Source organism: Aquabacterium sp., from assembly GCF_049274795.1.
Classification (GTDB): domain Bacteria; phylum Pseudomonadota; class Gammaproteobacteria; order Burkholderiales; family Burkholderiaceae_C; genus Aquabacterium.
Genome location: NZ_JBASTH010000005.1, coordinates 1 through 22,202 on the forward strand (window position 1 = coordinate 1; position 22,202 = coordinate 22,202).

General features: G+C 65.5%; 23 protein-coding genes. 6 read left to right on the plus strand and 17 right to left on the minus strand.

All coding sequences use genetic code 11. The features are described from left to right. From WAQ08_RS00570 to tssA, 16 genes are all read right to left on the minus strand, one after another. Window positions 1-887, minus strand: an 887-nt coding sequence (locus WAQ08_RS00570) for a hypothetical protein (RefSeq protein ID WP_422188698.1), incomplete at its 3' end; no start/stop codon positions are given. 13 nt (window positions 888-900) lie between these two features. After that, on the minus strand, window positions 901-1,455 hold the full coding sequence (locus WAQ08_RS00575) for a DUF4123 domain-containing protein (RefSeq protein WP_422188699.1): 555 nt from the start codon (window positions 1,453-1,455) through the stop codon (window positions 901-903). Window positions 1,456-1,471: 16 nt separating this feature from the next. Further along, complete coding sequence (locus WAQ08_RS00580; RefSeq protein WP_422188700.1) at window positions 1,472-3,529, minus strand: type VI secretion system Vgr family protein; 2,058 nt, start codon at window positions 3,527-3,529, stop codon at window positions 1,472-1,474. Window positions 3,530-3,569: 40 nt separating this feature from the next. After that, window positions 3,570-3,992 (minus strand): hypothetical protein, encoded by a 423-nt coding sequence (locus WAQ08_RS00585; protein ID WP_422188701.1) that lies wholly within the window; start codon window positions 3,990-3,992, stop codon window positions 3,570-3,572. A gap of 6 nt (window positions 3,993-3,998) precedes the next feature. Then, on the minus strand, window positions 3,999-6,689 hold the full coding sequence (gene tssH, locus WAQ08_RS00590; protein WP_422188702.1) for a type VI secretion system ATPase TssH: 2,691 nt from the start codon (window positions 6,687-6,689) through the stop codon (window positions 3,999-4,001). A 24-nt stretch (window positions 6,690-6,713) separates the two neighbouring features. Beyond that, entirely contained in the window at window positions 6,714-7,760 is a 1,047-nt protein-coding gene (gene tssG / locus WAQ08_RS00595) for a type VI secretion system baseplate subunit TssG (protein ID WP_422188703.1), read from the minus strand. 23 nt (window positions 7,761-7,783) lie between these two features. Continuing rightward, window positions 7,784-9,640: a type VI secretion system baseplate subunit TssF gene (tssF, locus tag WAQ08_RS00600; protein ID WP_422188704.1), complete on the minus strand. Its 1,857-nt coding sequence runs from the start codon at window positions 9,638-9,640 to the stop codon at window positions 7,784-7,786. A gap of 35 nt (window positions 9,641-9,675) precedes the next feature. Beyond that, on the minus strand, window positions 9,676-10,230 hold the full coding sequence (gene tssE / locus WAQ08_RS00605; protein WP_422188705.1) for a type VI secretion system baseplate subunit TssE: 555 nt from the start codon (window positions 10,228-10,230) through the stop codon (window positions 9,676-9,678). Beyond that, a complete protein-coding gene (locus WAQ08_RS00610; protein ID WP_422188706.1) occupies window positions 10,223-11,059 on the minus strand; it encodes a type VI secretion system accessory protein TagJ in 837 nt (278 codons plus the stop codon). The genes tssE and WAQ08_RS00610 overlap by 8 nt, the downstream gene beginning before the upstream one ends. A gap of 24 nt (window positions 11,060-11,083) precedes the next feature. After that, window positions 11,084-11,668 carry a double zinc ribbon domain-containing protein gene (locus WAQ08_RS00615; RefSeq protein WP_422188707.1) on the minus strand — a complete coding sequence of 195 codons (585 nt, stop codon included), beginning with the start codon at window positions 11,666-11,668 and terminating at the stop codon, window positions 11,084-11,086. Between the two features lie 16 nt (window positions 11,669-11,684). Next, window positions 11,685-12,317, minus strand: coding sequence for a type VI secretion system tube protein Hcp (locus tag WAQ08_RS00620; RefSeq protein WP_422188708.1), 633 nt, complete (start codon window positions 12,315-12,317; stop codon window positions 11,685-11,687). 10 nt (window positions 12,318-12,327) lie between these two features. Next, window positions 12,328-12,855 (minus strand): type VI secretion system tube protein Hcp, encoded by a 528-nt coding sequence (locus tag WAQ08_RS00625; RefSeq protein WP_422188709.1) that lies wholly within the window; start codon window positions 12,853-12,855, stop codon window positions 12,328-12,330. Window positions 12,856-12,937: 82 nt separating this feature from the next. Next, a complete protein-coding gene (locus WAQ08_RS00630) occupies window positions 12,938-13,474 on the minus strand; it encodes a type VI secretion system tube protein Hcp (RefSeq protein ID WP_422188710.1) in 537 nt (178 codons plus the stop codon). A gap of 46 nt (window positions 13,475-13,520) precedes the next feature. Beyond that, complete coding sequence (gene tssC / locus WAQ08_RS00635) at window positions 13,521-15,008, minus strand: type VI secretion system contractile sheath large subunit (protein WP_422188711.1); 1,488 nt, start codon at window positions 15,006-15,008, stop codon at window positions 13,521-13,523. 29 nt (window positions 15,009-15,037) lie between these two features. Beyond that, window positions 15,038-15,535: a type VI secretion system contractile sheath small subunit gene (gene tssB, locus WAQ08_RS00640; RefSeq protein ID WP_422188712.1), complete on the minus strand. Its 498-nt coding sequence runs from the start codon at window positions 15,533-15,535 to the stop codon at window positions 15,038-15,040. Window positions 15,536-15,650: 115 nt separating this feature from the next. Beyond that, window positions 15,651-16,742, minus strand: a complete 1,092-nt coding sequence (tssA, locus tag WAQ08_RS00645) for a type VI secretion system protein TssA (RefSeq protein WP_422188713.1) — start codon at window positions 16,740-16,742, stop codon at window positions 15,651-15,653. Window positions 16,743-17,077: 335 nt separating this feature from the next. On the opposite strand from tssA, the gene WAQ08_RS00650 reads away from it, so the two are divergent. Both WAQ08_RS00650 and WAQ08_RS00655 read left to right on the plus strand, forming a co-directional pair. Further along, on the plus strand, window positions 17,078-17,266 hold the full coding sequence (locus WAQ08_RS00650) for a hypothetical protein (protein ID WP_422188714.1): 189 nt from the start codon (window positions 17,078-17,080) through the stop codon (window positions 17,264-17,266). After that, the gene (locus tag WAQ08_RS00655) at window positions 17,267-17,968 is read left to right on the plus strand and encodes a hypothetical protein (RefSeq protein WP_422188715.1); all 702 of its coding nucleotides are present in this window, start codon (window positions 17,267-17,269) and stop codon (window positions 17,966-17,968) included. It begins immediately after the preceding gene. 193 nt (window positions 17,969-18,161) lie between these two features. On the opposite strand, the gene WAQ08_RS00660 is transcribed toward WAQ08_RS00655, so the two are convergent. Next, window positions 18,162-19,316 (minus strand): helix-turn-helix transcriptional regulator, encoded by a 1,155-nt coding sequence (locus WAQ08_RS00660; protein WP_422188716.1) that lies wholly within the window; start codon window positions 19,314-19,316, stop codon window positions 18,162-18,164. A gap of 80 nt (window positions 19,317-19,396) precedes the next feature. Between WAQ08_RS00660 and WAQ08_RS00665 the strand changes: the two genes are divergently transcribed. From WAQ08_RS00665 to WAQ08_RS00680, 4 genes are read left to right on the plus strand one after another with little or no spacing between them, the layout of a single operon-like run. Next, window positions 19,397-20,371 carry a hypothetical protein gene (locus WAQ08_RS00665; RefSeq protein ID WP_422188717.1) on the plus strand — a complete coding sequence of 325 codons (975 nt, stop codon included), beginning with the start codon at window positions 19,397-19,399 and terminating at the stop codon, window positions 20,369-20,371. Next, window positions 20,371-20,937: a hypothetical protein gene (locus WAQ08_RS00670; RefSeq protein WP_422188718.1), complete on the plus strand. Its 567-nt coding sequence runs from the start codon at window positions 20,371-20,373 to the stop codon at window positions 20,935-20,937. The genes WAQ08_RS00665 and WAQ08_RS00670 overlap by 1 nt, the downstream gene beginning before the upstream one ends. 58 nt (window positions 20,938-20,995) lie before the next feature. Continuing rightward, complete coding sequence (locus WAQ08_RS00675) at window positions 20,996-21,697, plus strand: hypothetical protein (protein ID WP_422188719.1); 702 nt, start codon at window positions 20,996-20,998, stop codon at window positions 21,695-21,697. Between the two features lie 23 nt (window positions 21,698-21,720). After that, entirely contained in the window at window positions 21,721-22,161 is a 441-nt protein-coding gene (locus WAQ08_RS00680) for a hypothetical protein (protein WP_422188720.1), read from the plus strand. Window positions 22,162-22,202: the final 41 nt, after the last annotated feature.

Sequence of the window (22,202 nt, forward strand, 5' to 3'; positions counted from 1 at the left end):
GCCCCAGGGGCCGCGCCTGGCACCGCCACGGCGGGCTCGGCCGCGACCTCGGGCTCGTCGGCGCAGTGCAGCGGCCATTTCAACAGCCGCGCCTGGGCACCGTGCAGCACCGTGCCGCCCAATGGCGCCCGGATGTCGACACGCGGGTGCAGCGCCGGCTGGCAGACATCGTCCTGACTGCAGCGCAGTAGCAGGAAGGCTGCTGCTGCCGTGTTGCGGGGCAGGGCGAGCGCGGCGAGCTGCCGCACAGCGGCGGGGCGGTCCGGAGGCGTGGGTGTGTCGGTGCGGAAGCGCTGGGACACCACAGGCAAGGCGGCGCGTTGCATCAGGGGCGTGTCGCCCGAGAGGGCCAGGCGGTATTCCTGACGCCAGGGCTGCTCGGCGATGCCCACGTCCAGCGCGCTGAGGTCGCAGGCCACGCGGGGCTCGGCCCCATCGGCGGGTTGGTCGATGAAGCTGAGGCTGTTGGGCAGAGCGCAGGCCGCGACCATGTCCGCGTCCGCAGCCTCGAAATCGGCCACGGAGACGGCTGCGCCAGGTGCCGTCAGCCGATCGCGCGTGGCAAGGAAGAGTTGCTGAACCTTGACCGCCGCGCTGCGTCGCCCATCCTGCACGATGGCCTGCGCCCACTCGAAGCCCGGCTTCTCGTCGAAGCCGGCGCCCCACACGCACCACAGGTTCACCCAGCGTGCGGCATGGCGGTGCACGCCCAGCCCGAGTGCGTCGGCGCGCTGGAGGGCGGCCTCGATGAACGTACGTTCGCGGTCGCCCAGCCGCTGCGCCAAGGCGGGCCAGTGCCGCTTCAACGCGGTCTCGAGCGTCGCGCTCAGGCGTTCTCGCTCAAGCGCCAGAAGCCATTGGTGTTGCTCAGGGGTCAGGGTCAGCATTGTGGCTTCACCTTCATCCGGCCAGGGGGGGCAGGGGGCGGAGATCTTGGGCGAGCACCCCATCGCGCAGGCTCAGCCACAGGACGCCTTCCTGCGTCAACAGCACCCAGGCCCGCATGCCTGCGAAGGCCACGTCCAGCTGGTGCGGCTGCAGCCGCGGCAGCAAGGCACCCCAGAGCGCCGGGTCCAGCCAGCGCCAGCCCGCGGCGTCCCCTTGCGGCAGGCCCACGCGCATCAGCCTGCGAGCGCGCTCGCGCACACTCAGCATGGGTTCGTGGCTCAGGCCGAGCAGCCCCCAGGCCGGGAAGGTGGCTGGCCACTGCCGCAGCACCTGTTGCGTGAAGGCGCTGCCCGCTTGCAGCTCGGCGATCCAGGGCGCCTGGGCACGTGCCTCGGCTGGCAAAGCGCCGCGCAGCAGGCAGTCCCAGGCCCGCAGCCCGCCTTCTCGTTCTGCCTGTTCGAGCTGTTGTGCCACACCGGGCAGTGCGTGGCCCTGGAGGAAGGCGTAGACGCGCACCTCGGGCGTCGCCCAGAGTTGGTGGTGCAAAGGGTCGGAAAACGAAGACATGGCGCGTGTTGGCAGCTCAGGCGGCGGTCATCGGATCGCTGTCGGCCTCGGGCAAGGTCGCCTCCTGGGGCCGCGCGGGCGCAGGGGGACTGGCGGCCGAAGCCGCGCCGCCGCTGCCACCCCCGTTGATGTTGACCATGGGCGCGTCGATGGCGATGGTGGCCGGCCCGATCACGATGGACGCGGCACCCGCTTTCAGGGTCAAGGTCACGCCGGCCTCGATCGTGACATTCATGCCGCCCTTGATGTGGACGTTCATGCCGCCCTGGGCTTTCAGATCGGCGCCGGCCTTGACGTCCAGACCGGTGCCGATGTCGACCCCGCCCGCGGTGCTGGCCTTGATGGCGATGTCGCTCCCGCTTTGCAGGTTGATCACCCCGGTCGATTCGGCGATCAGGTCACCGCCCACCTTGAGGTGGTGGTCGGCCTTGTGGTTCAGCTTGACCGCGCCACCCACCGTTTGCTCCAGCGTGCCCTCGACGCTGTCCTGGCGCTTGCCCTTCAGCGAGGTGCTTTGGTCGCCCTTGACGGTGTCGTGGTCGTTGCCCTCCACTTCACGGTGGAAATCCTTCTGGGCTTGCAGCCAGATGTACTCGCTGCCCGCCTTGTCGCAGAAGCGCAGTTCGTTGGCCTTGGCTGGATCGCCTTCGCCCATGGAGCGGGTGAGGATGCCAGTGACGTCGGCGTGCTCGGGCAGCGCGTACGGCGGCGGGAAGCCCGTGTTGTGAACACGGCCCGTGATGAGCGGCTGGTCGGGATCGGCCTCCAGGAAGCTGACGACGACCTCGTCGCCCACGCGCGGAATGTTGACCATGCCGAAGCCCTTGCCGGCCCAGGGCTGCGACACCCGCACCCAGCAAGAACTCTTTTCGTTGCTGGCGCCGAGGCGATCCCAGTGAAACTGGACCTTGACGCGGCCGTGCTCGTCGGTGTGGACGTGATCCCCGCTGGGGCCGACCACGAGGGCCGTCTGCGGGCCGTGCACCATGGGCTTGGGCGTGAGCAGGGGCGCGCGGTAGGGGGTGGACGAGGGCACGGCCTCGAACTCGACGGCGAAATGCGGCGGGTTGCTTTGGCCGTCACCGAGGTCGAGACCCTCTTCGATGACGATGGTGGTGGCCGTGACGAGGTACTCGCCGTTCTCGTTGCCATTGGGCAGCGCGGTGGCGTTGAAGGTGTGGCCGCAGCACAAGCCGCGGGCGTCCGAGGTGCCTGACGCCACCTTGAACCGCGCCTGCTCCACCTCGGCGCGAACTTGGGCGGCGAGGGCGCCGTCGCTGTCTTCCGTGAAGCCGCCGGGGTGGTCGAAAACCTCTGCACCGGACAGAGCGTGGCTGCGCGCGACCGTGTGCGTCTTGCGCAGGTGGCGCGACGGCTGCAGCAGCGCGCGGTCGGCCAGGGTGACCTTGTTGGGCAGCACTTGCACACCCGTGCGCCAGGTGCGCAGCCGCTCCTGCAGGTCGTCATCGGCCAGCTGGCTGAAGGCGATGGACTCGTAGCCGCCAAAAGGCGCATGGGCTGAGGCGCTGTCGCACAGCACCAGCTCGTGCCCGTTGGCGCTGTGCTTGAAGTGGTAGTAGATGCCCGCGTCTTCCATCAGGCGCGAGACAAAGGCCAGGTCGCTTTCGCGGTACTGCACGCAGTAGTCGCGCGTGGCGTAGCGTGCGCTGAGCTTTTTGCTGAGGTTGTTGGCGTTGTGGTGGCCGGCGACCACATCCTCGATGATCTGTACCACCGTCTTGTTCTGGAAGATTTGGCTGTCTTGTGTGTTCGACATGAACCACAGCCAGGGGCGCAGGATGGCCTGGTAATGGAAGGCCTGCCGGCGGTGCTCACCGGTTTGCACGAAGCGCGCCACCAGTCCGTTGAAATGGCGCTTGCCCTTGCCCGGCAGCTCCAGAGTGACCGTCAGGCTCTTGCCCAGGAAGGCCACCAGGTCGATGTCTGGCTTGTCGGAGACCAGGTTGAGCTGGAACTCGAACGGGCGCGACAGGCCTTCGAATGCCTTCATCGACAGCAGCCGAAGTTTGCCGGTGTCGCGAACGCTGCAGGTCAGGGTGGCGAGCAGGGCCATGGTCAGGGTGTCCCGTGGTTGGCGCGGTCAGCTCCGGGCCTCAAGGCACGGCCGCGATCAGTGTTGCCAGGTCATGCGGGCCGCTGACGGTGCCCTCGGCCTGCACCTCCTGCCAAGCCTCGTGACTGACCTTGATGAACTCCCGGCGGCGTGCAGCCCACGTGAAGCGGTGTGTCTCCACGCTCCACGGCAGGCCCGGCCGCTCCAGTTGCCAGCCTGTGCCCGCCTCCTGCACCCAGCTGCCGAGCACGGCGAGGTGGGCGCGGGTGGGCAGGCTGAGGCCGGGCAGCAGGCGCACATCGTCCTGTGTTTCGAGCACCCACCACTGTTCACGGTCGTCCGGAAGGCTCGGTGAGACCACGACCATCGACCACAGGCGCCGCACCTCATCGAGCATGAGCGCGTCGTCGCTCAACAGGAAGATTTGGTGCTTGAGGTCAAACTCGGTGGGTGGGTGTGACATGGGGGCTCAGTCGAAGCGGTAGGTGAAATCGCCCTCGGCGGCGTCGAGGGTCACGCCGGCCAGGGCCTGGCCCTGCGCCATGCGGCTGAGGTACTCCAGCGACACCTTGGGCAGCACCGTGTTGGTCAGGATGGCGTCGATGATGCGGCCACCCGCCTCCGGGTTGTCGCAGCGCTTGACGATGAGGGCCACGGCCTCGTCCGTGTAGACAAACGGGATGCGGTGGTTCTCTTCGACACGCTTTTTGATGCGGTTGAGCTGCAGGCGCACGATCTTGCCCATCATCTCCTGCGACAGCGGGTAGTAGGGGATGGTGACGATGCGGCCCAGCAGCGCGGGCGGGAAGACCTTCATCAGCGGTTCTTGCAACGCGGTGGCCAGCGACTCGGGGTCGGGCAGCAGCTCCGGGTCCTTGCACATGTTCATGAGCAGGTCCGAACCCACGTTGGAGGTCAGCAGGATGATGGTGTTCTTGAAGTCGATGAAGCGGCCCTCGCCGTCTTCCATCGAGCCCTTGTCGAAGACCTGGAAGAACATCTCGTGCACGTCGGAGTGGGCCTTTTCCACTTCGTCGAGCAGCACGATGCTGTAGGGGCGGCGGCGCACGGCTTCGGTCAGGATGCCGCCTTCGCCATAGCCCACATAGCCCGGAGGCGCGCCCTTGAGCGTGGACACGGTGTGCGCTTCCTGGAACTCGCTCATGTTGATGGTGATGACGTTCTGCTCACCGCCATACAGCGCTTCGGCCAGGGCCAGCGCGGTCTCGGTCTTGCCCACGCCCGAGGTGCCGCACAGCATGAACACGCCGATGGGCTTGTTGGGGTTGTCCAGGCGCGCACGCGAGGTCTGGATGCGGCGGGCGATCATGTCCAGCCCGTGCTGTTGGCCAATGACGCGCTGGCCCAGGGTTTCGCCCAGGCGCAGCACGGTTTCCAGCTCGTTCTTGACCATGCGGCCCACGGGGATGCCGGTCCAGTCGGCCACCACGGCGCCGACGGCGTGTGCGTCCACCGACGGCATGATCAGCGGTGCATCGCCTTGCAGCTCGGACAACTTGTCTTGCTCGGCCTTGAGCTCGGCCAGCACCGCCGCACGCTGGGCGTCGTCCAGCACGGCGGCTTCGGAGGCCTGGCCATCGACCGGCTGGTTGGTGCCTCGCAGCTGCGCGCGCAGGGCCAGCACCTTGTCCACCAGCGCTTTTTCGTCCTGCCAGCGCGCTTGCAGGCCCGCCAGGCGGGCGGTCTCGGCGTCGAGCTTGGCCTGCGCGTCGGTGGCGCGGCTGCCCACGTCCACGCCCACCGTGGCTTCCCGCGCGATGATCTCCAGCTCGATCGTGAGCGCCTCGATGCGGCGGGTGGCGTCCTCCACCTCCGCGGGGATGGCGTGCTGGCTCACCGCCACGCGGGCGCAGGCCGTGTCGAGCAGGCTGACGGCCTTGTCAGGCAACTGGCGCGCCGGGATGTAGCGGTGCGACAGTTTCACCGCCGCCTCGATCGCCTCGTCGAGCAGTTGCACGCGGTGGTGCTTCTCCAGCACCGTGGCCACGCCGCGCAGCATCAGGATGGCTTTGGCCTCGTCGGGCTCGGGCACCTGCACGACCTGGAAGCGGCGGGTCAGCGCCGGGTCCTTCTCGATGTACTTCTTGTACTCGGCCCAGGTGGTAGCGCCGATGGTGCGCAGGTTGCCGCGCGCCAGCGCCGGCTTGAGCAGGTTGGCCGCATCGCCCGTGCCTGCGGCACCACCCGCACCCACCAGGGTGTGCACCTCGTCGATGAACAGGATGATAGGTTTGGGCGAAGCCTGCACCTCGTCGATCACCTGGCGCAGGCGCTGCTCGAACTCGCCCTTCATGCTGGCACCTGCCTGCAGCAAGCCGATGTCCAGGCTCAGCAGCGACACCTCCTTGAGCTGCGGTGGCACGTCACCACGCGCGAGGCGCTGCGCAAAGCCTTCTACGACCGCGGTCTTGCCGACGCCCGCCTCGCCTGTGAGGATGGGATTGTTCTGGCGGCGGCGCATCAGGATGTCGACGATCTGGCGGATCTCCTCGTCACGGCCCGTGACCGGGTCCATCTCGCCCTTGCGGGCCTTCTCGGTCAGGTCGACCGTGAACTTCTTGAGCGCCTCCTGCTTGCCCATGGCCGCGGGGGCCATCGCGCCCGTCTCGCTGCCCGGCTGTGACGCCGACAAACCGCTGCCGTCTTGGGCACCCATCTTGGCTTCGGCGGAGGCGCCGCAAACCTTGTCAAAGTTCTCCGCCAGGTCGTCGGCCTTGACCTTCTCGAACTGGCGCGAGATGGCCAACAGCGCGTTGCGCAGCGTGTTGGTGCGCAGCATGCCCAGCATCAGATAGCCGCTGCGCACTTGGCTGTCGCCGAACTTCAGCGTGCCGTAGACCCAGCCGCGCTCGATGGCCGCTTCGATCTGCTCGGAGAAATCGGAGATGGCGGTGGAGCCGCGGGGGAGGCGGTCCAGTGCCGCGGTCACGTCCTTGGCCAGCACGGCCGCGTCCAGGCCGTAATGGCGCACGATGGCGTCTACATCGGATTCGTTGTTCTGCAGCAGTTGCGTGAGCCAGTGCACCACTTCCACGTAGGGGTTGCCGCGCAGCTTGCAGAACACGGTGGCCCCTTCGATCGCCTTGTAGCCCAGGGGGTTGAGTTTGCCGAACAGGGCAACGCGACTGATTTCACTCATGACATCTTCCTTGTGGCGCTGAGGTCAACGATGGTTGGATGGGGGAGACGGTGGGCGCGGCGCCGGCAGGCGCTCGACATGGACGACGAGCTGGTCGGCATCGCGTTCGCGCTGGCGACTGGCCAGCCAGCTGGCACGGCCGAGGTGACCGGCGACGCCCGCACGTCGACCCAGAGACCAGCTGGGCACGCTGTCACGGCGCAGGATGAGTTGCAGGTCCCACTCGAACTCCAGGCCCACGTACTGACGAACCAGATCGCGCAGCACCTGCAGGGCTGGGCCGCCGGGCAGGAAGCGCTGGTAGTCGGCCAGGTCGAGCGGTCCCAGGACGATGCGGAACTTGTGTTGCACATCCCACACCTGGCGGCCCAGCACTGCCCCGCGCCCGAGCGCCGGCTGGCCATAGCGGCTCAGGCGCGAGCGGTCGTCAGGGTGCAGCGGCATCCAGTGGCCCTGGCACTGCCGAACCTGCACCGGCACGCCGAACTGGAGCGAAATCCAGGCTTGCAGGCCGTCGGCATCCCGCACCTGGCGTGCCAGCCGCCCGGCGAAGAACAGGCGGGCATGGTCGTGCAGGGCGTCGCGTTGACGCGAGGCGGGCAGGCCGAGGCCGATCAGCGAGCCCAGCCAGCGCTCGATCGCAGCGTCGTCTGCGCGGTCCAGCATCGCCGCCGGCTGGCTGCGTGTCCAGGCACGGTAGAGCAGCAGGCCAAACCGATGCAGCAGCATGTCCATGAAGCGCTGCAGGGTCGGATCGCCGTGGTGCAGCGCGCGTTCGCGAACGTACTCGGTCAGGTGGGTCGGCAAGGCACCATTCGCCCCCAGCAGGCCCACGACCCGCTGCACCAGCCGCGCCGGCCCTGTCCCGGGCGGAGTGACCTCGGCGATGGGCGCGGGCGGGAAGCTGAGGGTGGGGTCTTGTGCGAAACGCACCGGCTCGTCGCGGGGCTTGAGCGCAGTGCCCAGCCGGGGCAGGGCGGGGTGCGCACCTTCGATGCGGCGCAGCGCCATGAACAGGTCGAACGCGTGGGGTTGGGCGGCCAGCCGCGCCCACAGGCGTTCCGGGGTCATGGGCGTTGGCGGCACGATCGGCGTCACAGCACGGCCCTCGTGCCCGGCAAGGGGGCCCAGCGCGCGACCTCGCCGCGGGCCATGGACACCATCGTCGTTTGCACGAAGGTGTTCATGCTCGCGTGCAACGCCAGGTGGCGGTGCAGCACCGCGCAAAACAGGTAGGCGCTGCCGCCCTCGAAGGAGAGGTCGTCCATCGTCAGCTGCACGTCCAGCCCGCGGCCGAAGGCGATCGGGCCCGGCAGCGGGTGGCGACGCACCACCGGTTGCACCCGAACCTGGCGCAGGCCTTCGATCTGGCGGCGGCTGGCGGCGTCGCTGGCCTGGGCGAACACGGTCATCAGCTCGCGCAAGGCCTGGGCGCCTTGCTGTGGATCGGTGTCGGTGAGGGCGAGGTGGTTGAGCGACAGCAGGTTGATGAGCTGCCAGGTGGCCGCCCCGTCTCGCAGGGTGCTCAAGGGGCGCGAGGGCCCGGCCACGATGTGGGCCTGTGCGACCGGCGCCGAAGAGACCATGGACAGACCCTGCCCCACGGGCATGAACACCGGCAGGTCCCGATTGGTGCAGGTGACTTGCAGCGACAGTTGGCGCAGATCTTCCGGGTACGGGGCTTCACGGGCGTCGACCAGCGACAGGAAGACCTCGGAGCCCACGTAGCCAGAACGCGCGCCTTCCCGGCGCACTTTGTCGGACAGCAGGCGCGGCTGCCGCACCGCAGACCAGTACGCCTGGTGGCCCGCTGGCGCAGCGTGGGGCAGCGCGAACAAGGGGTGAAACACCACGCTGTCGTTCGACTGTGTGATGCCCTCCACCGAGTCGATGCTGTGCACCTCGTGGTCTGTGGGGGCGGAGCGGTCGGGCACCACGTGGAACTCGAAGCTGCTGTCGCTGAGCGCGATCCGGTCCGCGCGCCGCTGGAACAGGTTCACCGCCGGCACACAATGCAGTTGGAAGTGGCTCGCATCGACCACGCCCTCTAGCCCCGTGCCAGGCCGCGACAGGAGGAAGACCAGCTCACACTCGGTGCCTTGGCAGGCTGCAAGCGCGGCGGCCAGGCCTGCGACCCGCACGAACAGGAAGCGCTGCGGGAAAGCGAAGTACTCCTGCATCAGCCGTGTGCCGCTGAGGCCGCGCTGCGTGACCGGCAGCAGGGCCTCCTCATCGGCCATGCCTTCGGCTTGCACGGCCTCGGGCGGCAGCAGGGTGCGCAGGCTCTCGCCCGCCCGGCCAGGTTCGCCCACCAACACACCAACGCATGCACTGAGCAGCAATTCCTGGAGCTGGTGGGCCACGTCGCTGGGGCCACCCAGATAGAAGCTCAGCGCATCGAGACCCAAGCCCTGGAAGGTTTGACCCGAGGGCAAGCCCAAGCGCAGGCGAACGCCGCCGCGAGGCCGCTCCTTGAGGGCCAGCGACGACAAGGACAGGTCGGCTGCATTGATGAAGTGCTCGGCCGAGCGCACCTCCAGCGGCGTGAGGGTCACCGGGTGACCGGTGCGGAACTGGCAGCGCGTGGCGCTCAGGGCCGATGGCTCACCCTCCAGCGCCGTGCCACGGGGCAGCGTGAGTGCCTTTTGCAGGCCGCTGGCCGGCTGCAATTGCGCGATCAGCATCGACGGCACGGGTGCGGCCAAGTTGGGGCACACCATGTCCAGCAAACGCTGCGACAGCTGTGGGAACTCGGCTTCGATCTTCAACTGCACCCGCGCAGCCAGGAAGGCCGCCCCTTCGAGCAGGCGTTCCACGTAAGGGTCGGCCACTTCGAGGTCGTCCATGCCCAACCGGGCAGCGATCTTGGGGAACTCGCGCGCGAACTCACCTCCCATCTCACGGAGGTAGCGCAGCTCCTGGTTGTAGTGGCGCAGCAGTCGCGGGTCCATGCGGGGTCGCTCCGTGGGTCAGGCGGGGGCGCGCATCAGCTGCGCAGGTCGCGCACGACCGATTGGCCGGTCTCGACGTCCATGGCGGCGCTCAGCAGCAACTCCAGCGGCACGGGCTGGTTCCACATGTGACCCCGGATGACCAGTTTGAGCTGGTTGTGGTGCTCGCGTGCGGAGCCGTCGATCTGCACGTCCACTTCCAGCGTCTGGGGGTCGATGCGCGGTTCGAAGTCGATGATGGCCTGTTCGATGTCGCGCGCGGTGGCACGCAGATCGAGCTTGCCTATGGACTCCCCGGACAGCGAAGGCAGGCCGAAGTTGAGCACCGAGCGTTGCGCCATCGGGCACTGCTGCCAGAGGGCCAGCTCGGCCAGCACCTGGGGGCTGCGCTGGACATGGCCCATGCGCCGCGAAGGCTCAGCGCGGTTGGCGTTGAACAGCCAAGACAGGTCGCGCAGCACCGCGGCGCGCAGCTGCTGTCGGGTCAGCACGCGGGCCTGAGGCGGCTCGCTCGTCGTGCCGGGTGCCTCGTCCGTGAGGCGGTCCAGCAAGGAGGGTTGCAGCCGTTCCTGGGTGGTCAGCTCAGCCATGCGAGGTCGACTCGGACGGTGGGTTCAATTCGATGAGGCGGACGTCCAGCAGGGCGTGGTCGCCCAGATCGGTGACCAGCATGCGCTGGCCCAGGCCGCTGAAGCGTTCGGCCTCCGGCGCACCCAGCGGCGTCCAGGCCGTCTGACGGCCGAGTTGCAAGGCGGCATCGGCACTGAGCTCCGAGCCGGCGTAGCGCGAGGGCACCAGGGCCACCACCTCGCCGCCATTGCTGAACGTCAGGTAGGCCGGCAGCCAGGCGAGGTCGCGAAGATCCTGGGGCGGCTCGAAGGCGATGCGGCTGAGGCGTGCGAACGGCACCCAGTGGTATTTGCCGTTGATGAAGGCCTCCAGCACCGGGCCGAGGCGCGAGTCCGCGTCGGCGATCCAGGCGAATTCCTGGCCGTCGATGCGCCCTGGCACGGCAGGGGCCGCATCGAAGGCGCGCCGCGCCAGGTCGTCGGCCAGGCCCTGATCGCCCCGGCCCGCCTGCAGCAGGGACTCGATCAGCAGCGCGAGCCACTCGTCGGGCTGGCCAAACACCATCGGCGTGCGTTTGCCCGCAAACACGTCGGCCCGCAGCAGTTCGCAACGCAGCGCGTGGCCAGCCATCTCGCGCATCGGTCCCGCCTCTTCGCAGAGGTCCGCGGCGACATTGAGCTGGGTGTGGGCCCGCTGCCACTGGCCCAAGACGCACAGCAATTGCGCCATGAAGATGCGCAGGCGGGCGTCGGCCGGCTTGGCTTTGACCGCCGTCGTCAGGTGTTGCAAGGCGTCCGCGGGACGGCCGGCTTTCAAGAAGGATTCAGCGAGGGCGAGTGCGTCCGACATGGGGTGGCCTGGCGTGGGTGGGGGTCAGAAACCGTGACCGCAATCGGTGCAAAAGCGTGCTGCACGGGGCATGACGCTGCCGCAGGCGGGGCAGCCCTTGTGCGTGCTCGCCATGTCGAAGCCGCATTCGGGGCAGAAGCGGCCGCCGCTGCTGGGGCACTGGCAGTTGGGACAACGCATCTGCCCATCGCCGCCAGAGGGGGCGTTGCGGCTCGCTTGGCGCGCTTCGTCGGCCGCCTTGGCCTGGCAGCTCTTGCACACTCCGTGGCCATCGAGGCAGTCGTCGCAGTACTGCTTCTTGCATTGCTGGCAGGCGGTGAAGAGGCGCCGTGCTTGCTCTTGCGCCGCGGCCAGGGCCTCGCCAGCCGCCTGTCGGCTCGAGGCGCTGGCGAACGTGCCGGTGGCGCGACCCGCGTTGCGCAGGTTGCCGAACATGAACACGAAACTGCTGAGCCAGCCTGAGAGCTGCCCCATGCGGTGCGGCTTGAACGGGCTGGTCCAGGTCTTGTCGCAGCCTTGACAGAAGAACTCGTACTGGAATCCAGGCGAGAGGCCGCCGTTGACGCTCAAGTCGCGGTAATTCTTCATGCGGCTGGTGGGCGATGTCATGGTGTGTGCGGAAGGGTCAGGTGAGTGACTTGCCTTGCTTTTCCAGCAGGCTGAGCAGCTTGTCTATTTTCTCCTCCGTGAGCCCCTTGTCGGCAGCCTTCGTGGCGGCGGCGCCCACGTCCGGCGCCCAGCGCTTGACGGGCAATTCGAAAGTGAGGGCGGTGCCGGTGCTGGTGCCGCGTCCGGCAACGCGTTGCTCGCTGCTTTGTCGCGGGGTGTAGGTGAACTTCACCTTGTCATACTGCGCCTGCCAGACCTCGGTGACCTCCACGCTGCTGTCGTCCGAGTCGGCGTCCAGGTTGCACGACCGCAGCACCAGGCCAGTGAATGCCAGGGTGAGGGTCAGGCCGGCATCGCCCCGGTGCACCATGGTCAGCGTGGCGTCGGCCCCCTGCGCTCCACCTTCCAGCTTGGTGCTGTCTTCAAGCTTGCGGAGCATCGCGGTGCTGGCGGCGTCGAGGTGTTTGGTGAACTTCAGCAGGTTGCCCTGCATTTTCACGGGGGTGTTCGGTGCGGTCACGTTGGCCGATGTGAGCTGCATGCCCCACGACCAACTGTTCAGGTCGATCTGCCCCTCGAAGCCGGCGCCTTCCGCGTTGCCGCGGATGCCCGCGGAGGACAGGTCGAGGTAGAGCTCGGCGTACTCCATCGTGCCCCCGTCAGTTCAAGTTCAGGTCCACGTCAGCGCGCGACTGGTAAGTCTGAGCTTCGGTGGCGTATTTGCCGCTCTCCGTGAGGGGAAAGCGCTTGATGTAGATCCGCTCGTAGTGCACCGTAAAGTTCTCTTGCACAGACAGGGCCTTGCCCGCACCCGTGGTGCTCATGGCCACCGAGATCACGCGTGCGCCCACCAGTTTGACCTCCATGGCCAGCCGCGGTTTGGCATCGTCGCGCGTCACCGAGTGGGCCACCGAGATCACCATGGTGCGGATCTGTTCGTCGACCTTGATGCGGTTGAACAAGGCCATGGACGAGCGGTCCAGACGCTTGCTGAATTCGACGGCTGTGAACTCGGGCTTTTGCTTGAGCGTGCCCGAACCGCCCGCCGCATTCTTGCCGGCGGACAGCCCCCAACTGAGGTTGTCGATCTCGATCTGGCCTTGAAAGCCCTGGTACTCGGCCTCGCCCTCGATGGGCTTGGCGTCGCCATCGAACTGGATGCTGAGGAAGATCTGGCTCCAGCTCATGGAACAGCCCTGCCTGTGTGTGTGGCGCTCGGACTGGGGTGGGCGGGCCGGCGCGCAGCCGCTGCCTCACCCCAGGGAGGCGTCACTTGGTGACTTCGTTGCGACCGATGTGCCAGCCGAAAGGCTTCGGCGAGGTGTCCAGAATGCCGGTGTCGCTCTGCTTCTTGTAATACACCTCGATCTCTTTGCAGACGATGTCGATGTCCTGGCCCACGGTGCCGTCTTCCGCCCCCTTGTTCGCCACCTTGGTGGTGAACACGTCCTTCATGACGATCCAGAAATACGCCTCGGGCTTGGCCTCGCCGGTCTGCTTGCACATCACCAGGCAGGCGGACTTGAAGTGCACGCCCTTGACCATGTTGCCCAGCAGCACGGGCGAGGAGGTGTTGTAGAAGGTGGAGAAACTCAGCACGCCGGGCTGGGGCTTGCCCACAGCAGCGCCCTGGCCCTTGGTGACGCTGTGCTCGGCCTCGACGTCCCAGCTCCAGTCGGTGATGTCGATCCAGGACTCGTAGCCTGGCTGGGTCGATTCGCCCTCGACGGCGGTGCCCTTGAGCGACTTGGAGTCGAAGTTCAGGACCTTGTCTTTGCTGAACGCGATGAATGCATTTCCCGGCATGATTTACCTCACTTGATGGAAAAAAGTGCAGCGTCTTGGCTGCGTTTCACTTCTCTGACGGCAGCTTGGAGACCAGACGCAGAGACACGGTCAAGCCTTCCAGCTGGTAATGAGGCTTGAGGAAGAACTTGGACGAGTAGTAGCCCGGCGCACCCTCGACCTCCTCGACCACCACTTCTGCGGCCGACAGCGGGCGTTCTGCCTTGGTGTTCTCCGAGGAGTTCAGCGGGTCGCCATCGACGTAGTTGCCAATCCACTTGTTGAGCCAGCGCTCCATGTCTTCGCGGCTCTTGAACGACCCCACTTTGTCGCGCACGATGCACTTCAGGTAGTGGGCGAAGCGACAGGTGGCGAACAGGTACGGCAGCCGCGCAGCCAGGGCGGCGTTCGCAGTGGCATCGGGGTCGTCGTATTCGGCAGGCTTTTGCAGCGACTGGCCGCCGATGAAGGCCGCGAAGTCCGAGTTCTTGCGGTGGATCATCGACAAGAAGCCGTTCTTCGACAGCTCGGCCTCGCGGCGGTCGGAGATGGCGATCTCGGTAGGGCACTTCATGTCCACACCACCGTCGTCGGACGGGAAGGTGTGGGTGGGCAGGTTCTGCACCGCGCCGCCTGACTCGATGCCACGGATGCGCGAGCACCAGCCGAATTCCTTGAACGATCGGTTGATGTTCGTGGCCATGGCGTAGGCCGCGTTGGCCCAGCTGTACTTGCCGTGGTCGCCTCCTGCTGTGTCTTCCTCGAAGTTGAACTCCTCGACGGGGCTGGTCTTGGCGCCGTAGGGCAGGCGCGCCAGGAAGCGCGGCATGCACAGGCCGAGGTAGCGCGCGTCTTCCGATTCACGCAGCGAGCGCCAAGCGGCGTATTCGGGCGTCTGGAAGATCTTGGTCAGGTCGCGCGGGTTGGCCAGCTCCTGCCAAGACTCCATTTGCATGACCGTGGGCGAGGCCGCAGCCAGGAAAGGGGCATGAGCGGCGGATGCGATCTTGGCCAGCTCCGACAGCATCTCAACGTCCGGCGGGGTGTGGTCGAAGTAGTAGTCGCCCACCAGGCAGCCGAAGGGCTCGCCGCCGAACTGGCCGTACTCTTCCTCGTACAGGCGCTTGAACAGCGGCGACTGGTCCCAGGCCGTGCCCTTGTAACGCTTGAGGGTCTTGCCGAGGTCCTGCTTGGAGATGTTCATCACGCGGACCTTGAGCTGCTCGTCGGTCTCGGTGTTGTTGACCATGTAATGCAGCCCGCGCCAGGCGGATTCCAGCTTCTGGAAGTCTTCGTGGTGGAGGATGAGGTTGACTTGCTCCGTCAGTTTGGCGTCGATGGCCGCGATCATGGCCTCGATGGACTTCAAGGCCTCACCGCTCACCAGGGTCGTGTTGGCCAGCGCCTGCTGGGCCAGGGTCTGCACCGCCTGCTCGACGGCGCCGCGGGCCTCTTCGGTCTTTGGCTTGAATTCCTTCTGCAGCAAGGCGGTGAAGTCGTCGCCTTCGAAGGTGACGCCGGCCAGTGCCGAACTCTGTTGAGACTGCTCGCTCATGGTCATAGGCTCCTGTGACTGCGTGTGCCTTATTCGGCGTCGGTGGGTTTGGCGGCGGCGGTCAGCGACTGCAGCAGCGACGGATCGGCCAAGACCTTGCTGATCAGGCCTTCGGCGCCGGTTTTGCCGTCCATGTAAGTGATCAGGTTGCTGAGCTGGGTGCGGGCTTCGAGCAGTTTGTTGAGGCCCTCGACCTTGCGCGCCACGGCTGCGGGCGAGAAGTCGTCCATGCTCTCGAAGGTGATGTCCACCGGCAGGTTGCCCTCACCGGTCAGCGTGTTGGGTACCTGGAAGGCCACGCGCGGGGCCATGGACTTCATGCGGGCGTCGAAGTTGTCGACGTCGATTTCGAGGAACTTGCGGTCCGCCACCGGTGGCAGCGGCTCGGCTGGCTTGCCCGACAGGTCGGCCATCACGCCCATCACGAAGGGCAGCTGCACCTTCTTCTCGGCGCCGTACAACTCGACGTCGTATTCGATCTGCACCCGGGGGGCGCGGTTGCGGGAGACGAATTTTTGACCGCTCATTTCAAAGACTCCATGGGTTGGACCGGGGTCTGGACTTGGGAAAAACGTCCGACAGCATGCCGGATCGCGTGACAGATTGCACGAGGGGGAGCCCCTTTTTTGAGGGGCTGCGCCGTCAATCGTTGTGGAACTCGTTCGGATCGACGCCCATGATCTTGGCGACTTCGTGGATGGCATCCGGTGCCAGTTCGCGGATGATGTCCATGAAGTTCTTGTCGATCATGCGGCGTGCGCGCTTGAGCAATAGCTGCGCGGGGTTGGTGGGCTCGTTGCGCTCCAGGTACTGGCAGATCAGGTCGATGGCCTTGATGGCATCGGCGCGGCTCTCGATGCTGTCGCCCACGCCGCCGCGGGCCTTGCGGGCCGGGCCTGGTGCGGGCGCCACATCGGTCCCGATGCCCCCGTCTGGTGCGTCGCCAGGCGCGTCTGCGCCGAGGTCACTGAGCAGGGCGTCGAGGTCGATGTCGTCGCCGGCGCTGCCCGGCACGGCGGGTTCGGGCATGACGCGCTCGATGCCGCGCAACAGGTCGCGCAGGTCGTCCCAGAGGGGCGCGCGGCCGTAGCCCACGCGGTCGTTGAAGAGGTCGGCGATGCGGCTGAGTTCGTCGAGCGCACGGGTGGCTGCGGTCGCCAGTCCGGGCGTTTCCTCGATGGCGTCGGCCAGCATCTGCGTGATGGTGCCGGTACCCATCGGGGTTTCATCTTCGCGCGCCGGCAGCAGGTCCAGCGCCAGGGCGACGTCACGCACCGACAACTGGCCGATGTTGCGCGAGCGGATGAGCAGGGATTGCCGCACATCGGCCAGGGCCCCCGTGCCATCTTCGAACTGGCTCAGGGCGTTGATGCGGGCGTAGGGGTCGCCGTCGTCAGGGTCGAGGCGGGGGTGGACGTCGTCCCATTGGCGCTCCAGCCATTCCCTCATCAGGCGCAGGAGTTCGGGCAGCACCGTGAAGCCATCGAGGTGCAATTGGGCGCGGCCCCAGTAAAGGCCGATGCGCAGGTCACGCGTGCGCTCGAGCAGCGCGCTCGACAGGCTGCGCACGCTGCGCCAATCTGGCGGCTCGGCGGCGGCGAATTGCGTCTCGGGTTTCCCCTCGGCGGCTTTGCTCAGCTCCAGGAAGTCGTTGTCGTATTCCAGGTCCTCGCCGCAGGGCGAATTGCCCAGGGGCTCCAGCCAGAGATCGACTTGTGCGGCATGCTCGCTCATGGGGTGCTTTGGACACTCGAAATTGCCAGAACTCCCAATGTAGCGCAGCCATTTGACAGCGGCGAGCACCTGAACAGCAGTGTTGCGGCGCTGCCAAGCCTGGGCCCCGCTCCTTGGACACGCACCGGCAGCGGGTATGTCAAGCCGGTTTCATGGCTTGTGTCGTGTCACTCGCCCACCAGTTGGGTGGATGGTTTGCCCCGATGTTTCGCGGCCTGGCGCCGTTGAGGGTCACGGCACTGTCCATCAACAGGAGTGAATCAGCCGACTTTCGCGCTCAGGAGCCACGCTGCTTCTGTCCCTCGCCTGGCTGAGTCCCCCCTGCCCGGGCGGGCATGTCCCAACAGGGGCCGTTCGATGGGTCCGTGGCGCTGAGGGCTGGTTACGACACCAGCGACGCCCCCAGCAACTACCCTGACAAGTTCCAACCGCCTGTGGGCAATCTCCCCAGCCAGTTCAGCGCGTTCCGTGCGATCCGCTTCACACTGGAAAAAACGCAAGATCTGCGCCTGGACCTGGCCTGAATGGAGACCACCTACACGGTTCGCGGCGCCATCATAGTGCCCACGGAGACCCTGCAGTCCGATTCAGGGCAGTATGACGACAATGCCTGCCGCACCACGGAGCGCTCGCAGGCGCAGGTGTACAAGGCCTTGCCTCCTGTCAACCACAGCGTGACGGTGTACCTTGACAACGTTGCTGGAGGCGGGGTGCTCCCGCCATCAGCCCTGACGACCCGATCCTGTCGGCATCACGCCCAGCCCCACTGGGGTTCCCGTGGTCCTGACTCCCCCGCCGCCGCCCAGACGGGCAGGACGGTGAACGGCACCTTTGGCAACTCCGCCCTGGTGTACGGCGCCAAGAACGCCAAGGTGTCGCAGAAGGCAGACTTGAAGACCTTCACGGTCACGCCGGTCACGCCGGTCGCGGCCGGCGCGACCCTGGATCCGGCGGGCGGGTACCGTCAGCTTGTCACTTTCAATGCCTTCAGCGGCACCAGGGAGTTGCCGGTGACCGCCTTGACCCTCACCGTGGGGGCAGGACTTGCACCGCCGCCCGGGCGCCTTGACAGGGCACGGGTCGCGGACGTGAGCGAGGCTTCTCCAGCCCGTCGCGCTCCCTGTGCCGACAAGCTCAAGCCCGCATGCGCCAGACGCGGGTGGAAGTGCACCTGCGGATGCCGCTCGGCGGTGAGGCGCAGGTCGCAGGCCGAGGTCATCATGTAGGCCAGCGTGTCCGCCGTGATCCAGCGCGCACCGGTGAAGCGGCAAGGCATCAGACGGATGTCCGCCCCGTGCTTGGCCATCAGCCGGCACTGCACCATTTACAGCTGAAACTGGCCGACGGCGCCCGGCGGCATGCAGCCGCATTGCCGAGATGCAGTGGGCTTCGCGGCATCGGAGAGTCCTTGGGCAAAGCTCAGCGGATTGAAGGCAAGGTCAGCACGCGCAGGATCAGTTCACGTTGGCTGCTGACGCCGGTTTTCGCAAAGATGCTCTGAAGCTGGGTTCGTGCTGTGGCCGGCCGCACGCCCTCGGCCCGCACGTGGTCTTCCACGCTGTTGCCCTGGGCGATGGCGCGCGCCAGCCTGGCTTCCGCCGGCGTCAAGGTGAACAGCTCCATGAGTTGCCGGGCCGAGGCGACCCGGCGCGCGAGGGTCGATTCGGTGATCAGGCACAACACCAGCTTCCGATGCTCCGATACAGTCCAGAAGGTGTTGGTCGGTGCGGGCATCATCGTGACGTAGCAAGTGCCCCATGGGCCTTCTCCGCCCAACCTGGCATGCGCCGCTTCTCCACGGCTTACGGTATGCCGCAAGGTCTTGACCAGTTGTGCGGTGTCGTGGGCTTGCTGTCCTGCCAGCTTGCCCTCGCACAAGCGCAGGGGAGATGCACCACGCAGCAGAGATTCGCCGCGGGGGTTCGCTGCCAGAACCTGCCCACTGTCTGACAAGGTCAGGATGCCCATGTGTGTGGAGTGGGCCGCCCATTGGCTGGCTGCGATGGCGGGGGCATCTCGGTGGCGCTCTTCCTCCAGCCGCTTGTTGATCTGGCATGCCCTTTTCAGATGCGGCAGCAGCCGACGGTAGAAATCCAGTTCCGGTTCGGTGTAGCAGCCGACGCGGCCTGATCTAAGCGCGCTCAACTTCACGGCCACGGGCCCGTGCCGGACGATGATGCCGCCGATGCAGTGCTTGAGGTGTTGTGGTCGCAGCCAGTCGCCATAGAACTCGGTCGAATCGAGTTTGTCCTGGGGGTACAGCATCTCCGAGGTCACCGCCACGCCCTCGGCCAGTGTTTCCTCGTTGCGAACCCAGACGTTGGTGCCGGCGTAGTGTTCGATGTAGTTGGCGACATAGGCTGGCTCGAAACCCACCGTTCGGACGACAACACCAGGCGGACCATCGGCCACCCCGCTGGTGCTGAAATCGTGCATCAGCAGCGTGATGGCGGCGGCATTGAGGCTTTGCGATACCTGTTCCATCACGGTAACCCACCGTTCCGGATCGATGGCGGCCTCGTAAATGAGGCCGATGATTTCGTGCAACCTGTCTTCGCCCAGCGACTGTGTCATCTCTATACCCTCCCCGTGCGCCAATGTCATGATGCGTTTGGATGATGACGGCAATGTCCATCGTCGCCAGCATGTGACGCATGCAAACCGACCACCACCGTGCGCCCTTCAGCAACATGCAGTGCAGCGATTCAGCCCGCGCGCACCAAGGTCGTGGCGTCTGGCCGAGCAGCATTTTGTTGTCTTTGGCGCTGATGTATGCCGGGTATGCGAATGCAGGGGATGCGCGAAACGCGGATCACCCGGTATCCAGTTCCCCATATTCACCCGCTTCGACTGCAAATCAGCCGAAGGCGCGCTCACCCGCTGGCGGTAACGCAGGGGCCATGACAAATCTGAACAACAAGCTTCAGGCCATGGAGAAGCAGCGGCGAGACGAGCGAACACAGCGGGAGCGTGCCGACATCGAACAGCAAATGGAAAAGCTGCGTGAGACCGGTGGGCCCGCCGCATTGACATCCGCCGATGTGTCATGTGCGCAGCAGGTCGCGGATGTTGGCAACAAGAACCTGATGGCTTTGCTGGACGCACCGAATGACGGTAAGGGAGGCGTTGGCGCCGGCCAGAAGATGCCCCCCTGCAGGGCCGCCGCTGCACCTGCCCAGCCGGCTGCCAACCAGGCGCCGGTGAAAGAAGGCAGTTGCCGTGTCGATTTGCAGTACCTGTCGTCCAAATTGCCTGTTTTCACCGACAGCGCTATCACGCAGATTCGAAACCAAATTGTTCAAACCAATGTTCGGGACACCGTCAACGCAGCGAAAGCGCAAGGTTTCAACGCATCGACGGCGTATGACGCTTCGTGGCAGCAGGCCCAGGAGCATGACCGCGTCGCGCGCCAAGGCGCCGAGTGTGCGACGGACGTTGCGTCATGGGGTGGATCAGACGAATCGTTTTACCAAGCGATCTCATCAGGCCGGATCAATCGCACCATCGACTGCCAGAGCTCGATCAAGAATGCCTGCCTCTGCGCGGGCCTCATCAACAAGATGGCGGCGGCCGGTGCACGCGCTGTGGCGGCATCCATCCAATGCCTTGGCAAGAACGGGCAGTGGTGATGCGCGCTTTCAAACAGAAAACGGTGAGAGGCTGTTTTGGGCTGACGTTGTTGACCTGCATGTGCATCGCCAGCGCAGCCACGAACAATGAATGCGCCATCCTTGCCACGCAGGCGGGCGGCGATCTGGCGGTGGATGATCCGGCTCGGTATGAGCAACTGACGCAGGCGTGCGGTCAGTGGCGGCCTGCGGCTCCCAAGGCGCCCCGCACAGCGCCCGTGGCTCCGGTTGCGCATCAACCTGGTAAACCCGCGCAGAAAACTGGGGTGCCACCGAAACACAGCGCTTTGCAGCGTGTGGGCGACTCCCCAGCGAAGGGGGACGAGAAAGAGGGCTGCGCCTACAGGTTCTATCCCGTGAAAAACCTCAAACATCCCATAGGGACGGAGGCCTGCATCAATGGACGAACTGAGGTTTGTAAAAAGAATGCCAAAGGCGTCGTGGTTTGGGATTTGATCGACGGTTCGCAATGTTCTGGCGCAAACGTGATCGACATCAAGACCAGAGAGTTGAATACCAGAGAATCGATTCTGACAAATGACGCCTTCAAACTTTTCCAGGAATAGGGGTGTGGCGGTGCGTGCGAACTTGGGGAGGCGAACGAGCGCCTCAGCGGGATTGATTTTGGCTGCATTGATCTTTTGTCAACTCGGCGGCTGCGGCAGTCCACCATGGATGCGCGCTGGTGAGTTGGAGAAAGACGGGGATTTCGTCCAGGCGGCCAAGGTGCATGAAGCGGAAGCAGCGCGTCATCGGGAGGGGCGGTTTTTGTTTGATACCAGCCGAGAACTCGCGGCCGCTTCACGCCTCTATGCCAAGGCCGGCGATTTGCCAAAAGCGCGTGAACTGGCTCAGTCGCGTGTGGACTGGTGGGATGAAAACGGCGGTGGCAAGGTGGCCACGTTCAAAGGTGGTGAGGCATTCGATACCCTTGCCGACACGGCCGAAGCGCTGGCTGCCTTGGCAGATGTTTGTGCTCAGGCCAAAGACGCAGCTTGCGTCGCATCGGCGGGTGAGCGGATCACGAAGCTTTTTGATTCGCGAGCGGTCAGCATGGCTTACGGCAAAGTGCTCACCCATTCATCCGCACATGATTATGCGAGCTCGCTCGACAAACTGGCGAAAGCGCACGCTGGCGTTGGGCAGCAAGACTTGGCCTTGCGCGTCAAGGTGTTGGCTTTGTCCACAGGCTATGGATTGGAAGAGTTTCGATATTCAGAAGTCATCAGCCTGGCGAAAAGAAATGGCAAGCAGGCACTGGCAAAAGAACTTGAGGGTATCCGGATTTTGGTGTGGAATGAGCATGAACTCAACCGCGCGACATAGTGACACAAACCCGGATTTTGGTGTTGCGCAACAAGCATTGTCGCGATACACTGAATCCGGATTTTGATGTGGAGGGCCTGATGACTGAACCAGCAGTAAACACCGTAGTGGGCCACATGTGCTACCACTTTGCTAACGATGTGGAGTGCATGTCCCAGGTCCGAGTGAATCCTGAGACGGGTGAATTTGACGCGTCAAGGGCATTCAATGACATGCTCGATTTCTGCGATGGCGGCGACTCTCAACCAGAGTCGGAATCTCTGGTGATCGGTACTCATCGATGGAATGTTGCTGGGTGTGATGACGACAATTCAATGCTGTTTCGGGTTGTTGATCTTACGGCCTTCAGAGAGGCGGTCGTCCTAGACGATCATGGAACCCATGTGGATTCGACACTTTCCGCAGCCGTTCGTATTGAAAAAAACAGTGCTCCCGAACGTCCAGTGCAGCGCCCCATGCCTTGATGTGATGAACGAGCAACGCATGGGACAGGTTGATAGCACCC